Genomic DNA, 14,720 nt, shown 5'->3' with positions numbered 1-14,720 from the left:
TTTTTTGTTTTTGGGGTGTTTCTTTTTCTTAACTTGATGGATGTGGGGTCTCGCCACATCCATCAAGTTATCTAAATAAAACACCCTCTAAAAATTAAGAATATTAAAAAATGAAAATAGACATTTATTCACTTCGTTCGTTATAATTCAAACAAAATAAAAAATCGTTTACATTTTACGATATCAAATTTACTGGAGGGGATAAAGATGAAAAAAGCACTTTACATCAATATAGGTGGAGAAGGACACTTAAATCCAACATTAGGATTAGTACATGATTTAGTACAACGTGGAGACAACATTGTCTATTATTCATCAAATGATTTTGAAGAAAAAATCAAAAAAGCAGGTGCACAATTCCGTCCCATCAATCAAGAGGCACAAAGAGAGCTTTCGGAAACTATGAATCTTATGACTTCCCATCCTCAAGAGTACTTATTACACTTCCTTCATGCTATGGAAAGAATTACTGATTCCATTTTTGAAGAAATCTCCAAAGAAACATACGATTACATCCTCTATGATGCACAGTCTTTACCTGGAAAATGGGTTGCTCACCATAGAGGTTTAGCATCTATTGCAACTTGGACCACGTTTGTTTTTTCACAAGAACTAAAAGAAAATATGAACCTGACAGGAACAAGAAACATAGAACAAAAACAGGAACGTTTAGCCATGCTACAAGCATTTTTGCAATTAGAAGAAATAGCAAAAAGGAAACAATATTTAGAAGGAAAATATGAAGTATCCCTATCTGATAATTTTTTACTTTGTCCGGGTTCAGGCGATTTGAATATTGTCTTTACTTCTCGCTATTTCCAAAGAAACAGCAAGGATTTTAAGGCTGGCTATATTTTTATCGGTCCTTCCATTGCTGAAAATGAAACTCTAAATGATTTTTCGGTTGATGAATTAAAAGGAGAACGTGTGATTTATATTTCTATGGGAACCATAATTAATAATCAGCCTGAATTCTATCAAAAATGTTTCGTCGGTTTAAAAGATCTCAATCCGAAAGTAGTACTTAGTATAGGCAAACAATTAATAGTGGAGCAGCTAGGAGATATACCTGATAATTTTATTGTTGGTAACTATCTTCCACAATTAGATATACTGCGTCAAGCGGATGTATTTATTAGTCATTGTGGAATGAATAGCACAAGTGAATCACTTTATTTTGAAGTACCTCTAGTTATGCTCCCATTTATAAATGATCAGCATACGATTGCTGAGCGAGTATACGAACTTGGCGCAGGATTTATGTTAAATATCCAGCAATTATCGGCCGAGGATTTAAAACATGCCGTTAATGAAGTGTTGCAGCATTCGATTTACAAAGAGAATGCCAAAAAAATTAGTCAATCATTCCGTGAGGCAGGTGGTTATATCAAAGCTGTTGATGAGATTGTTACATTTACTCGTTAATTCTGCTATTGTATGCCACTCAAGGCCTATTAACTTAAGAATTTTATAACACCCTACAACAAGAATATAGAAGATAGAAGAAATGCTGGCAGTATCCCATACTCATCAAGATAAGAAATTAAATACCCCATTACTATCAATTCTTAAGTTGATAGTAATGGGGTAGCACCATATACCCAGCAAGCTAAGGTCTTGAAGTAGCCCCTAAACAAAAATTTAAATTTTTCTACAGTAATTTATGTGAATTCAACTCGTTTTTGGGAACATATGTGGTCCTTTTATAATTTGAATTTCTTTTTAAGCTTCTTATATTTTCTGTACGAACGTCTAACAATGTTTAACATAAAATACGGTATTTTAACGGGGAAAGGCAATTTATAAATGAAAGGAAAATAAAAGGTGAAATATGCCTTTTCTAGGTCTCTCCACTTACTATCTTCTTTTGTTTTTAAGAAATCAGATACATCGACCACATATCCCCTTCCTTTTTCCATCATCACATTTTTCCCGTGAACATCACAAGGAGTTAACCCTTGTTCCCTCGCATACTCCAAAGCCTCATTGATATCAAGTATTACCTGCTTAGGAATTTTAATCCCCTTATGAATAGCATCATATAAAGTAATTTCTTTTAAACGTTTCAATACTATGAAATTTTCTCCTTTATATATAAGCTTTGAATAAGAAGGATGATTTCCAATTCTTCGGTATGCTTCTGACTCTTTTTCAATTCCTTCTCCTTCTCGCACGTAAACTTTCACTACCCAATCTCTGTATTCTCTGTGCATGAATACTGCGGCATAATTACCTGTCCCTAAACACTTCCAAAGTCTAGGAATATCTTTAACTACTACAGGCTCGAATTCATCCTCACTTCGTATGCTTACCTCTTTTAATAATTCGTCCTTTATTAATCCCACAAAACTATTTATACTCATCATTCCCACTCCGGTTTTGCTAAAAGGGGCCCACCCACATTTTAACGAAAATATACACTAAGCGAATTTTAGCATAAAACGAGTCATCTTTCTTCTTAAAATAAAAAGATGACTCGTTCTATTTGAACTGTTGAATACTTAATATTTATTCCGCTATTCATAGCCAAAAACTGTACAACATAAAAATATTTCTAACTATTTTCATTTTTTCACAGGCAACTGTATAGGGCTTTTCTTAGTGCAAGTTCTCTTAGTTCATTACCCATGCCAAATCTATATTACTCTATTTTATAATCTAAAACACTGTTTAGAAGTGTAGCAAGATTTTTTTAATTGTTCAAATTCTTGTTCCACTAATATCTTTGTTAGCTAAAACTTTTATTGTTTTAATAGCCTTTTGTTTAATTCCCACAATGCTGTTTTGTTGCTATCCCATTTCAAAAACGTTACTGCTTCCTCGAAGCATAACCATTTATAATTGAAGTGTTCTTTAGATAATGATATGTTTTTTGTAGGGACTTTAACTCCAAAAGAAAATTCTTTTATTACATAAACCTCTTCTCCCCAAAGGAATCCTCCAACTACATCCTCTACTGGTAGTGAAGACACAGAATCTAATTGTATATATGGACATTCTCTTGTAATACCAGCCTCTTCAAACGCTTCCCGTTTTGCTGATTCAATAGGAATCTCACCGTCTTCTCCGCCACCAGCTATTCCTTGCCAATAACCATAATCACTTCGGTTAAAAATACCATATTGAATAGAATCGTCAGTTTTTATATAAGGAAATATCAATACTTGATATGGTGCTCTCATTACTCAACCTCCTCTCGAAAATAAGTTTTAAATCAATATGAATAAAGAGCCGACATCACAATTCTACATTATTAATGCAGGTTTATAATGTCGGCCCTCTATTTTTAAAGAATTTTATTTTTCATAAACAGGCATACTCTTAACAGAGGAAAAACTGTTTATTCCTTGTCAAATTTGTTTAGCATGGTTTTCCTAAATGTTAGCAGTACCCCATATTATTCAATTGCTCCAGCAACGTCATAATCATTTAAATCTAATTCAATCGGTTGTCCGAGCGCTAGTTTAGCAAGTTCCGCTCCTAAGTATGGACCAGCTGTTAAACCCGAAGCTCCTAATCCATTCGCAACGAGAATTCCTTCAAAGTTAGGTAGCGGTCCGATAACAGGTAAGAATCCTGGTGTGAATGGTCTGAATCCAACTCTCGTTTCAAGCATTGTAGCATTTTCTAAGCCAGGTGCAACTGCTAATGCTTTATGGAATACTTCATGTAGACCACCTGCTGTTACACGATGATCGAAACCCGTATCATTCTCATGTGTTGCACCAATTACGACATGACCATTGTCGAACGTTAAAATATATTGATCGTTTGGTGGCATAACAACTGGCATATTTTCTGTTGCTGTATTTTCAATTTGCAGATGAACAATTTGTCCTTTTTGGAATGTAACTAAGAAATTAATTCCTAATGGGTTCAAGATTTCATTCGCCCATGCACCTGCAGTTACAAGAACCTTTTCTGCTAAAATTGTTTCATCGTTTACTATAACTCCAGTAATATGATTTCCTTCACGGACTAATATGGCATCGCCTTTTATAAAAGTTGCACCATGTTTTTTCGCAGCACTTATTAATGCATTGCGTAATAATCTTCCATTTACTCGTGCAGCACCACTAATATGAACAGAACTATATTCGTCTGATAATGCTGGGAATAATTTTTTTGTTTCTTCAGCTGATAAGCGAGTGATTTCACCAATCTCTGGGGCATCTTCACGTCGTTTATAAGCTCGCTCTTCCATTTGATCTAACTTTTTTTCGTCAGTATGTAAACTAATTGCACCTACACGATTATATCCTGTGTCAGTTTCACCGTCTTCTTCTAATTGCTGAATTAACGAAGAATAGTAACGTGCACCGCCTTTAACGATTTTATACCATGCTTTATTACGACGCTGTGATAGCCATGGACATACAATACCTGCTCCTGCATCAGTTGCTTGCCCTAATTGTTGGCGATCCACGATAGTAACATTCGCACCTGCTTTAGCAAGATGATAAGCAGTAGACGCTCCTAAAATTCCAGATCCAACTACAATATACGATTTCATTTCAAACACCTTTTCTCTTTTTGCTAATTATATAAATATAAGAACATTCCTTAGTATAATGGAAGGAATACTTTTTTCAATGTACTCATCACAATTAATTGTTGCAGCATTGTGACTTTCTTAGTCATTATTTTTTCTTCTTACGGAATAATTCAATTGTTTTATAGCCTTGTGAAAGGATTTCTATCATTTTCTCTAGACGTTTTTCACGTGTTTTTTCTTGTTTCACAGAAAAAAGATTACGTGCCCAATCTTTTTGGTATCCAGGCGTTAAACTTTGATAAAACTTAAGTTCATTCGGATGATTAGCTAATAATGTTTCAACATCTTTAATTCGATCTGCATAATCGGCAACACATTGACTCATAGCAGATGTTTTCATTGTTTTTTTCTTTTCACGTTTTAAACCTACAACAGTAAAGACTTCATCCATACTTACCATTCGTGCAAATTTAATATTGCTTTCTCCCACATAACCATCTTCTCCAACGTTTAATGCCGGAAACATCTCATCACGGTGAATAAACGTACTATAACGAGCATTACCTTTTTTCGGATATGCGAAGAACACGTAACCTTTTTCAATTAGTAATTCTTCATTACTAATAATAAAATTCGTTTGTTTCACCATTTCATCAAGCGTTTCTACAAATATAAAGATAGCATCGTGTTCTTTTGAGAATACAGTTTCTTTACCTGTAAAAATGTCATAATTACTTGGTTCGTTAATTACGACCATATTTGTATACTTATTAAGTTTCAATTTATCAATAACTGACATAATAATCTTCCTTTACATTCAAAATTCATTGTACATACTTTTTCGTACTGTTCTAGTGTATTATATGTATTAAGAAAATCAAACTTTAAATCATATTATTCTGCTGCAAAAGAACCAGTTTTTCATACATATGAAGAAACTGAGGAAACATTAACTATACCGCAGTTTCCGAAACATATTAGACGAAAACCATTTACACCAAAAAATAATAAAGATAGCCGCCTCTGATTAAGTACCGGCTATCTTTATTATTCATAACTTAATAGCAAATAAAGTATATAAAAGCTCTCTATATTGCTCTTCTGTAACCTCACGCTTAGTTTTTGCTCCATAAATAATTTCAGTTACACTATTATTCGTTAAAGAGACATGCCCAGAGTCCGTCAATTTCACTGCAATTGGTCCCTTATTAAAAATAGATTTCTCATCTTCTATTACTCTTCTTTGAACATCGTTTACTACTATCTCATCAATAATATGTTTATAAAAGGCATGACAAACTTTCCATTCTCCTTCAGCATCTATTCTTTCTAAAACATAATTTCCTTTACTCGTATCTTTTCGTCTCACCCGGTACGAACCATTCTTTGAAGAAACAGACTCATCAGTAAAAGGTACAGGAACAAGAGGTACTAATGAAGCTATACCTACATCAATTAAATACTGTACATTAGCATAAGTTAAAATAATTGTTATATGGCCATCCTCAAGTGCCCATGCATTTATATCATTTTTATAAACCGTACCTAATGCCAGTTGTACATCATAGCCACAGTCTTTTAAGAAATAGTAAAAAAGGGTGTTTAATTCGTAGCAAAGTCCACCACGGGAACTAGTTAAAATTTTCTCTCGTAAGTTTTCCAGAGAGATTTGATTCGTATTTCGTGCTATAACGTCTAAATTCTCAAATGGTATAGTATGTGCAAATGAAAAGAGTATAGTAGGTAATTCTTCAAACGTTACTTCATTACGTTTTTTAAGATTTAATCTTGCGAAAAGCTGATCTTGTAAACTTGTCATATTTAGCACCCCTTAAAATTTTATAAGTTTAAATAATATATGCTGATTGTAAGTTTTAAGGGGTACTGTAACAACGTACATTTTATGTAACTGTACCGGTACAAAAAGTCTAACCGACAAGATCACTAAAGATAAGAAGCTACAAATACAAATTTAATAGCTTGTCTATAGGTAAATTATTACAATCGCTTAAATCAACAAAATACTGAAGTTGCCACATTTGGCTCTTTTTAGCTTGATTGCTGACAGGCTTATCCCATATAGGATAAATCCTCATAGCCATCTTGCCTTTTTGATTTTGTGTTCTCAAGATTTTTTCCTTAAGAAGAATCTCTTTAGGCAAAATGAATTGTCCTAGTTTATGATCATCTATACAAGTAATAACTAATAAGTCAGGAGCAGCGTCATAAGAAAATGCTTGATTTTGCATATTGTCATCTTTCTCCCAAAAAGAAACAAATTGCCCAATTTTATTAGGAGTAACTTTTGATTTTCTAAAACGAATGGTTTTGTTATTTAAGTGGAATAAACATCCTGCATATTCTGCGTTTTGCTTTTCTTCTTTTAGATTCGTAATCATTAAATTGTTAGGTTGGTAAACTATATTATTTAAATTTCGGATCGTATCATTAAAATTGTTCAAAAAAACTCCCCCTTTATTCATCTCTTAGTTTACCACAAACATCAGTTCTTCTATATCGTATATAATCATGAACTAAGTGAAATGGGGGAATTTAGCAGGATATAATTTTTACTTTAATGTACTTAGTTTTTCAATTGCTTGTTGCTCAGTTGCTAAGTAAAAAATGTCATTCCCTTTATTACATTCATAAATAAAGTCTTTTAAGCTTTTACTAGTGTAAATAGAGAACTCCCCAATGATAGCAATCTTTACCTTGTAGTTTATAAACTTTTGAAGGATATCACCCGCAAGACGTGTTTTTAAATCAAAGAAGCTTTCACTTATTAATGACTTGTGGATAATAATATGCTTCGCATCTACCTCGTATTGAACTGTTGCCATAGTATCTAATGCAGACTGAACATCCGATATTAATACCTTATCGTTTCTAATGACCGCAATATTGATTCCATCGATTACTACTTTCTTTATGTCCATAGTCCCACCCCTTTATAATGTGCACCGTATGAGTAAAATTGTTTTACAAAACTTCGTATTAATCATAGATTAAATTAGCCGCAGCTATTAAAATCGCCTCTATTCTTTATTACTAATACGGTCAATGAAATTAATGATAGTTTCTCTTTTTTATATTTTTGAATATATATATGAAATTGCTTTTACTTGTTATAAAAATATTGTGGAGTAACATAACTTAACAAACTATCCAAAGTGTTAATCTCGGCATATGGTTGTATTTTGGTAGTATTCTTGATTTTTTGAGGGTTAAACCACACACCTTTTATATTTACATTTTGAGGACCAGCAATATCCTTTTCTAAGTCATCCCCAACAAATAAAGTATTTTCCGGCTGTAAATTTAGCTTATTTAATGCTAGTTCGAATATACGTTTATCAGGTTTACTAAATCCCACTTCTTCAGAAATAATGATTGTTTCAAAATACCTATTTAAATTCGTGTTAAATATTTTAGCTTTTTGCCTCTGAGTTGAGCCATTTGTTATAATTCCAACTTTAAAGTGCTTCTTTATTTGATTTAAGAAATGAATAGTATTTTGGTCTATTGAAAAACATCTAGGGAAATTATTATTCCAAAAATCTTGGATATAATTGCGTGGCAATCTATACTTCGGCGTGAATTCATCAAACAATGATTCTAAAACTGTCGTTTTATTACTTATGCCATATTCTCTTTTATCGTATTCTTTGAATTTCTGTAACATGTTGCTTTTAGCCGCACCATCTACATTTTCATAACACTTTTCTAAAACAATTAAAAATAATGCCGCTACTGCCTTATCCCTATCAAGTAACGTATCATCTAAATCAAACAGCATACCTTTATAACACTTCAAATCATTTCACAACCTTTCTAGTATTATCTAAACCTCTTCAAGTTCGTACTCTTAAACTTTTGGTTTAGCAAGAGCATTGTTATGTAGTGATTAACGACTAAACAGAAACTAGATGAAAGAAATCCAAAGTTCTTGGCACACACTCTAGTATTATTGTAGCTTCTTCTATATTAAAATTCCTTTCCCTCTTTTGGTAAAGAAGCACAAGTGTATTTTCACAAACTTTAAGAAATTACATAGAATTCACATTATTATACATTAGTTTTTCGTAAATATTATTCATACATCAATTCATACGATAAGTTTTTTAATCAATTATTTCTCCATAAAAAAGTAATATAGCTAATAATACTTTTTGGTAGTAAACGTCCTATGAAGTTTACTACTGTATCTCCACATAAACTCCAGATAGTACGGCTATAATGACTACCAGAGGTGATATTATGAAAAACTATCATATTCTCGTGGTAGAGGACGATCAAGAAATTCAGGAATTAATTAAACAATTTTTAATGACACAGCATTATACAGTGGTAGTCGCTTCAGATGGACTAGAGGGTATGACACAATTTAATAAGCAATCCTTTGATTTAATTCTCCTAGATGTCATGATGCCCAATCTTAATGGGTTTGAAGTTTCTAAAATGATTCGAAGTCAGTCAAACGTACCAATTATTATGCTAACTGCGTTGGAAGAAGAGGAAGATCAAATGAAAGGATTCGATCTTGGGATCGATGATTATATAACAAAACCCTTTTCATTTCATGTTTTGATTAGACGAGTCGAAGCTGTACTTAGAAGAAGTTATGATAAAAATGTAAATAATCATTTGATATTTAAAGAAGTTCGTATCGATGTGGATGCATATAGAGTCTATGTAAATGATGTTGAAATTATATTAACGACAAAAGAGTTTGAAATTCTACAACTACTATTTCAAAATGAGAGAAAAGTACTTACAAGAGAAAATATCGTAGAGAAGGTTTGGGGGTACGATTATTTTGGAGAAACACGAATAATTGATACACATATTAAAAACCTACGCAAAAAATTAGCTATCCCTTATATTAAAACAATAAAGGGTATTGGTTATAAAATTGATGAATAGTATTGTGAAACTCATGAAGATGAAGCAAATTACTTATAAACTCTTTATGACTACATCTCTCATTTTGTTATCCTTTGCAGTATTGATTTATTTAACTTTATACTTCTTTCTCCCTACGTTTTATGAGCAATATAAAACAGATCAACTTCAAACAGGGATAAACGAAATCATTGATAAGTCTAAAAATCTTACGTTTCAAGATGCGATACCACTTTTTGATGAATACGCAAAAAAAAATAATGCGATGCTTTACCTTCAAAATAAAGAAGGAGTAATTATTTACTCTCCTTCATTTTCTTTTATTCAAAGTGGTACGCAAAAAACAGTAGTTACTAAAGCAACACGATTCGAGAATGCAAGTACCCTTAGAAATTCATATAACGTTACGAAACCAATTCAATTCCAAGATGGTGGTTTAACGCTTATAGTCTTTGCTACATTTCAACCGATTGATGAAGCTTCACAGGTTTTAGTACGATTTCTCCCCTATATTAGTATCATTGTACTCATTATTGGTATAGGAAGTGCTTATTTTTATTCCAGGTTTATTACAAAGCCACTTATTTATATTAATGAAGGTGCACAAAAGATGGCAAATTTAGATTTCTCCGAAAAAATTGAGGTTCGCTCTACAGATGAGTTAGGAGAATTGTCTAATAGTTTGAATGACATGTCTATTAACTTACAACAAGCTATGTTTGATTTAAAAAAAGCAAATGAACAATTAAAAAATGATATTGAAAAAGAAAGAGAAATAGAAACAAAACGCAGAGAGTTTTTTGCGATTGTAGCACATGAATTAAAGTCCCCTCTTACTGTAATGAAAGGATACTTAGAAGGGATGATATACAATATTGGCCCTTATCAAAATCGCGATCAATATTTAAAGAAAAATCATCAAATTATTGAAAGTATGGAACAATTAGTTCGTGAAATTTTAAGCGTATCGAAATTAGAACAACACACCTTCAAACTAAAAGTAGAGGAAGTTAATCCTTCAAAGTTAATAGGTACAATCACAAAAGATCTCGAATTTTTTGCTTCTCAAAAAAGTATCGAAATAATAAAAGAATTTGATTCTGACCTTTCTATTTATACAGATTGTGCTCTTTTAGAAAAAGCATGCAAAAATATTATCCACAATGCGGTTATGTATTCACCACATAATGAAAAAGTCTATATAAAGTTAAGAGAGAATTCTAAACAAGATCAAATCGAAATGAAAATTATAAATACAGGTATCAATATTAAAGATGAAGATATTCAACAAATTTTCAAACCATTTTATCGAATTGAAAAATCAAGGAATCGAAATACTGGAGGAAGTGGTTTGGGGCTATATATTGTTAAACAAATTCTTGAAACGTTAGATATAAAGTATTCAATAAAAAATATGGAACATAGTGTGCAATTTTGCATGAGTATTCCGCTATCTAAACATAAAAACAAATAAACTCTCCTTTAAATAGGACGAGTTTATTTGTTTTTGTAGTAAGTATAAACTTATTAACAGGCTTTTCGTTTAATGACGTATGCTACTTTTTAAATGGCGATTGTCATAAGTAGTGACAAACTGTATTCAACTTAAATGTTTACCTATAACAGCAAAAAAAGCGAAATTACGCTTAGCAGCAAATTAGATTCTCTTATTTGAGATACATTTCATCTATGAAACTGAAAAGGAGGATGAAAAATGTTTATTCACCTCCATTTTTCAGATTAATTTGGAATTCTTTTATGATAAGCTATATGTAAAGATTAAACATAAAGGATGATTCGTATGGAAATAAGACCAAAGGTAAGTGAATATAACTCCTATTATGCAACGTATACCAACTTGGTATCAGACGGAAATATCATACATATTCTAGAACAACAAATGAAGGAAACGAATCTTTTATTAAAGGGAATTTCTAATAGTAAGGGACTTTTCCGGTATGCTCCTACTAAATGGAGTATAAAAGAAGTAATCGGTCATATAGCAGATACAGAACGTATTATGGCGTATCGATTGCTATCTATCGCTCGAGGCGAGACAGCAGAACTTCCAGGCTATAATGATGATATGTATGTTCTTAGAGCTGCTTTTGATAAGCAATCTATGCAAGATCTTCTTGAGAATTTAATAGTTGTTCGCCAATCTACCCTGTATTTACTTAGAAGCTTAGATAAAGAAGCCTGGTCACAAAGAGGAAATGCGAATAATTCTGAAGTTACAGTTCGTGCATTAGCATACATCATTGCCGGTCATGAGCTTCATCATCTTCAAATTATAAAAGAACGTTATCTTGGTTCTGATGCATATCCAGCAAGTTAATATTTGAAGAACAAGAGTCCTATTTATGTAGGGCTCTTGTTCAGTATTTATAACGTATTAGCACTTAGAATCATGGCAATTAAATGCATTTATTTATAAAATTCACCACATAATATATATGCTATCCTCTTTTATTCTGTACATAATTTTCTTTAGGTTGATATACTATAAACACAATAGTTCTGGAAAGGTGATGATATTATGTATGAACAACAAAATAATAGAGATAGAGATCAAAAAATGATGTTTTCGATGCAAGGAGTTCCCACAAATAAAATTAACATGAATCAATTACCTAAATGGATTAAAATTTTTGGATATTGCGCGTTTGGTTGGATGATAGTATTTAGTTTAATTATGATTGTAGGTTTAATTCTGCAATAACTATACAGATACATAGATAGGTAAACGGGACGATATTTAGATTATACATCTAGGTAATGTTCCGTTTTTTATGTATGATTATCCCATGATATAGGTAACCAATTATACTAAAAAGAACTTGTAGAATATCCTACAAGTTCTTTTTCAAATATTATTAAAACGGGAACAACAAACTATTTTAACATTCAGTACAGGGAGACCATTTTGATTATGGCTTGATTTTATTATAAAACAAATATAAGCTTTTGAAAGGTCTAGATTTTGAAAATTATGTGAATTGAACAGCTACGATGTTTATATTAGATTTCATTTACAACCAACTTCTTCTTACTTAAATACACTGCACGATCTGATTTTTTAGCAACCTCCTGTGAGTGCGTCACAACAATAATACATTTATTCTCTTTATGTGCAAGTTCTTGAAACAGTTCTATAATATCCATTGCGGTTTGCTCATCAAGGTTTCCTGTTGGCTCATCCGCAATCAATAAATCAACATTACAAGATAGTGCTCGAGCAATTGCTACACGCTGTTGTTGCCCACCGCTTAGTTGCAGGACGTTTCGTTTCGCTTCAGCTTCTGAGAGTCCTACCCTCTCTAATAACTGTAATGCTCTTGCTGTTTTATTTTGCACTTTAACACCTGTAATTTCCATTGCTGTTAAGACATTTTGAAGAGCTGTCATATAGGTTATTAAGTTATAAGATTGGAAAATTACAGATACATTTTGATTACGGTATCGATCCAAACCAATTTTTCTAATATCTTTGCCATTATACAGTACATAACCATTTTTAGGGACATCTAGTCCACAACCTAAGCTTAGAGTTGTGGTTTTACCAGATCCAGATGGTCCTAAAATCGTGTAGAAATGTCCTTTTTGAAAAGAAAAGTTAACATTTTCTAGTATCGCTACATTTTTTCCATTACTTTCATAATAATAATCTAAATTTTTAAACTGTAAAATTGTCTCCATATCGAGCCTCCTCATTCATCTTTTAAAAGAATTTGTTTTGGGTTTAAACGTAGAATAGATAATGCCGGAAGAAGCGTTGCTATTATAGCAATAGCTAGTCCAATTCCACCCATTTTTCCTACATCTTCTCCTGTTACACTTACATCAATTTTATTAATCGGATCTTCTTTTTGATTTTGTAGAGTACCACCAGGTCCAGCCATCATTACAGTACCATGTTGCGAGGTATCTGTTTCTTCGCTTGAAGTAGCAATTTCATTCGAAAGTAAATTATCCCCGATATATTGAGAAACTTTAGCTCCTGTTGTTATGGATAATCCAAATGCTAAAATAGCGACACACACTACTTCTACTACGAATTGCGCCATCAGCTTCCACTTTTTCTCTCCAATGGACAATAGAATTCCCATTTCTTTACGACGCCCTTTAATTGATAGCATTATGATTAATCCTAAAATGATCGCACCTGCAATCGATACAATATAAATAATCATTTGAGAAGTCGAAGAGATATTTTCGATAGGACCAATCATTTGCTTGTACAATGAATCATGCGCATCTAATTTATAATAATTAAAATCAATATTAAATTTTCTTGCTTCTTTTTTAAATGCATCAATATATTGTGGATCATTCAAGAAATACACGACTTGAACACTACTTATACCTTGGTCTACTTCTAATTTTTTCATAGTTGAATGCGGCATATATAGTTTATTAGCTGGATCCATAATAGGAGGAGCCTGTTGACCCATTGCTTGCTCATTTGTTTCGTAAATACCGATAATTTCAACCTCAAGGGTTTCCTTCTTATCCCCTGATTGCACTTTAACTTTGTCTCCTACTTTCAAATTGTTTAATTCCGCTAATCGTTTTTCCATTAAAGCTACATTCTGATCCTTCATTTGCTCTGTTATTGGTTTTCCATCAATGATTTTACTTTTTCCGTTTTTAAAGCTTTCTTGTAATGCAGTCTTGCGAACTCCCTCAATCATAAAAGAAGCGTTCATATCGATTTCTGTACCAGAGCTTGAACCGCCTCGCGCAGCCGCCATTCCCACTTTACCTTTTCCTTCTCCTTCTGAAGCTCCTACTAGTTTAAGCCCATCAGAAATACCGAAAGTGTTAGCTATGTAATTATAATCTTTTACATACTTGGACTTCGCTAATTGATCTGTTTCTTTTGCATCGAGCTGCGGCGGATTTGGCATTTCTCCAGTTTCCTTAGCTTTTTGACCTAATTTGTCGAAATCAAGACCTAAAGTAACATCTGCACCAAGTTTTTTTCTTGCAGCATCCGCTGCTTTTTTTGATGCATTTTGGATTGTGAAACCTGAAAGAACCAAATTTGTAACAATCAGAAAAACTGCCATCAAAATTAATGATGTTCCTATCCTTTTTTTCATACTAAGAATTGCTCGTTTCATAAAATTCATTTTTTCTTACCTCCTTGATAACTTGTATTCTATATAGGTTATCTAGAGTTTATATGGAGCTAATCGGTAGTTTAACTAGAGATATAAGGAGTTTATGTGTAGTTATTCATTTACCTGTTCAAGAAAAGCTAGAACACAAATTCAAAAATACAGTCGTTTTTGAATATTGGTAAGGAGTTATTCCG

General features: G+C 32.4%; 15 protein-coding genes and 1 pseudogene. 6 read left to right on the top strand and 10 right to left on the bottom strand.

Annotation, left to right across the window (positions count from 1 at the left end):
- Window positions 1-207: 207 nt before the first annotated feature.
- A complete protein-coding gene (locus tag DN403_RS26815) occupies window positions 208-1,425 on the top strand; it encodes a macrolide family glycosyltransferase (protein ID WP_149185925.1) in 1,218 nt (405 codons plus the stop codon).
- Between the two features lie 278 nt (window positions 1,426-1,703).
- On the opposite strand, the gene DN403_RS26810 is transcribed toward DN403_RS26815, so the two are convergent.
- The 4 genes from DN403_RS26810 to DN403_RS26795 form a co-directional block, all read right to left on the bottom strand.
- Entirely contained in the window at window positions 1,704-2,363 is a 660-nt protein-coding gene (locus DN403_RS26810) for a protein kinase family protein (RefSeq protein ID WP_137073752.1), read from the bottom strand.
- Between the two features lie 378 nt (window positions 2,364-2,741).
- The gene (locus DN403_RS26805) at window positions 2,742-3,182 is read right to left on the bottom strand and encodes an NUDIX hydrolase (protein ID WP_001202616.1); all 441 of its coding nucleotides are present in this window, start codon (window positions 3,180-3,182) and stop codon (window positions 2,742-2,744) included.
- 215 nt (window positions 3,183-3,397) lie between these two features.
- Window positions 3,398-4,513 (bottom strand): NAD(P)/FAD-dependent oxidoreductase, encoded by a 1,116-nt coding sequence (locus DN403_RS26800; RefSeq protein WP_002082676.1) that lies wholly within the window; start codon window positions 4,511-4,513, stop codon window positions 3,398-3,400.
- A gap of 127 nt (window positions 4,514-4,640) precedes the next feature.
- Window positions 4,641-5,294, bottom strand: coding sequence for a YdeI/OmpD-associated family protein (locus tag DN403_RS26795; protein WP_000110861.1), 654 nt, complete (start codon window positions 5,292-5,294; stop codon window positions 4,641-4,643).
- Window positions 5,295-5,321: 27 nt separating this feature from the next.
- Between DN403_RS26795 and DN403_RS32405 the strand changes: the two are divergent.
- A pseudogene (locus DN403_RS32405) lies at window positions 5,322-5,526 on the top strand (hypothetical protein).
- Window positions 5,527-5,546: 20 nt separating this feature from the next.
- On the opposite strand, the gene DN403_RS26790 reads toward DN403_RS32405, so the two are convergent.
- The 4 genes from DN403_RS26790 to DN403_RS26775 all read right to left on the bottom strand — a co-directional run bounded on the left by DN403_RS26790 (window position 5,547) and on the right by DN403_RS26775 (window position 8,294).
- A complete protein-coding gene (locus DN403_RS26790; RefSeq protein WP_000202740.1) occupies window positions 5,547-6,314 on the bottom strand; it encodes an arylamine N-acetyltransferase family protein in 768 nt (255 codons plus the stop codon).
- A gap of 139 nt (window positions 6,315-6,453) precedes the next feature.
- Window positions 6,454-6,957 carry a MepB family protein gene (locus tag DN403_RS26785; RefSeq protein WP_001058784.1) on the bottom strand — a complete coding sequence of 168 codons (504 nt, stop codon included), beginning with the start codon at window positions 6,955-6,957 and terminating at the stop codon, window positions 6,454-6,456.
- Window positions 6,958-7,065: 108 nt separating this feature from the next.
- Window positions 7,066-7,434, bottom strand: coding sequence for a DUF4180 domain-containing protein (locus DN403_RS26780; protein ID WP_000351863.1), 369 nt, complete (start codon window positions 7,432-7,434; stop codon window positions 7,066-7,068).
- A 182-nt stretch (window positions 7,435-7,616) separates the two neighbouring features.
- Window positions 7,617-8,294 (bottom strand): HAD family hydrolase, encoded by a 678-nt coding sequence (locus DN403_RS26775; protein ID WP_000895699.1) that lies wholly within the window; start codon window positions 8,292-8,294, stop codon window positions 7,617-7,619.
- Between the two features lie 461 nt (window positions 8,295-8,755).
- On the opposite strand from DN403_RS26775, the gene DN403_RS26770 reads away from it, so the two are divergent.
- The 4 genes from DN403_RS26770 to DN403_RS26755 all read left to right on the top strand — a co-directional run bounded on the left by DN403_RS26770 (window position 8,756) and on the right by DN403_RS26755 (window position 12,122).
- On the top strand, window positions 8,756-9,421 hold the full coding sequence (locus DN403_RS26770; protein ID WP_000800727.1) for a response regulator transcription factor: 666 nt from the start codon (window positions 8,756-8,758) through the stop codon (window positions 9,419-9,421).
- The gene (locus DN403_RS26765; protein WP_001084889.1) at window positions 9,414-10,874 is read left to right on the top strand and encodes a sensor histidine kinase; all 1,461 of its coding nucleotides are present in this window, start codon (window positions 9,414-9,416) and stop codon (window positions 10,872-10,874) included. Before DN403_RS26770 ends, DN403_RS26765 begins: the two co-directional genes overlap by 8 nt.
- A gap of 327 nt (window positions 10,875-11,201) precedes the next feature.
- Window positions 11,202-11,738 (top strand): DinB family protein, encoded by a 537-nt coding sequence (locus DN403_RS26760; RefSeq protein ID WP_000405918.1) that lies wholly within the window; start codon window positions 11,202-11,204, stop codon window positions 11,736-11,738.
- A 201-nt stretch (window positions 11,739-11,939) separates the two neighbouring features.
- Window positions 11,940-12,122, top strand: coding sequence for a hypothetical protein (locus tag DN403_RS26755; RefSeq protein WP_000273237.1), 183 nt, complete (start codon window positions 11,940-11,942; stop codon window positions 12,120-12,122).
- A 299-nt stretch (window positions 12,123-12,421) separates the two neighbouring features.
- On the opposite strand, the gene DN403_RS26750 is transcribed toward DN403_RS26755, so the two are convergent.
- Together DN403_RS26750 and DN403_RS26745 are read right to left on the bottom strand one after the other, a co-directional pair.
- A complete protein-coding gene (locus DN403_RS26750; protein ID WP_000447865.1) occupies window positions 12,422-13,099 on the bottom strand; it encodes an ABC transporter ATP-binding protein in 678 nt (225 codons plus the stop codon).
- 11 nt (window positions 13,100-13,110) lie between these two features.
- Window positions 13,111-14,535 (bottom strand): ABC transporter permease, encoded by a 1,425-nt coding sequence (locus tag DN403_RS26745; protein WP_001010216.1) that lies wholly within the window; start codon window positions 14,533-14,535, stop codon window positions 13,111-13,113.
- Between the last annotated feature and the right edge of the window lie 185 nt (window positions 14,536-14,720).

The sequence above is a fragment of the Bacillus sp. AY2-1 genome (assembly GCF_008368965.1).
Taxonomy (GTDB): Bacteria; Bacillota; Bacilli; order Bacillales; family Bacillaceae_G; genus Bacillus_A; species Bacillus_A thuringiensis_S.
Note: the sequence above shows the minus strand (reverse complement) of the source record. Positions and strands in the feature narration are given on the sequence as shown.

Coding starts and splice junctions, on each gene's coding strand:
- DN403_RS26750 (WP_000447865.1), bottom strand. CDS start 13,099: ATGGAGACAATTTTACAGTTTAAAAATTTAGATTATTATTATGAAAGT.
- DN403_RS26810 (WP_137073752.1), bottom strand. CDS start 2,363: ATGAGTATAAATAGTTTTGTGGGATTAATAAAGGACGAATTATTAAAA.
- DN403_RS26795 (WP_000110861.1), bottom strand. CDS start 5,294: ATGTCAGTTATTGATAAATTGAAACTTAATAAGTATACAAATATGGTC.
- DN403_RS26760 (WP_000405918.1), top strand. CDS start 11,202: ATGGAAATAAGACCAAAGGTAAGTGAATATAACTCCTATTATGCAACG.
- DN403_RS26755 (WP_000273237.1), top strand. CDS start 11,940: ATGTATGAACAACAAAATAATAGAGATAGAGATCAAAAAATGATGTTT.
- DN403_RS26780 (WP_000351863.1), bottom strand. CDS start 7,434: ATGGACATAAAGAAAGTAGTAATCGATGGAATCAATATTGCGGTCATT.
- DN403_RS26775 (WP_000895699.1), bottom strand. CDS start 8,294: ATGCTGTTTGATTTAGATGATACGTTACTTGATAGGGATAAGGCAGTA.
- DN403_RS26790 (WP_000202740.1), bottom strand. CDS start 6,314: ATGACAAGTTTACAAGATCAGCTTTTCGCAAGATTAAATCTTAAAAAA.
- DN403_RS26765 (WP_001084889.1), top strand. CDS start 9,414: ATGAATAGTATTGTGAAACTCATGAAGATGAAGCAAATTACTTATAAA.
- DN403_RS26805 (WP_001202616.1), bottom strand. CDS start 3,182: ATGAGAGCACCATATCAAGTATTGATATTTCCTTATATAAAAACTGAC.
- DN403_RS26745 (WP_001010216.1), bottom strand. CDS start 14,535: ATGAATTTTATGAAACGAGCAATTCTTAGTATGAAAAAAAGGATAGGA.
- DN403_RS26770 (WP_000800727.1), top strand. CDS start 8,756: ATGAAAAACTATCATATTCTCGTGGTAGAGGACGATCAAGAAATTCAG.
- DN403_RS26815 (WP_149185925.1), top strand. CDS start 208: ATGAAAAAAGCACTTTACATCAATATAGGTGGAGAAGGACACTTAAAT.
- DN403_RS26800 (WP_002082676.1), bottom strand. CDS start 4,513: ATGAAATCGTATATTGTAGTTGGATCTGGAATTTTAGGAGCGTCTACT.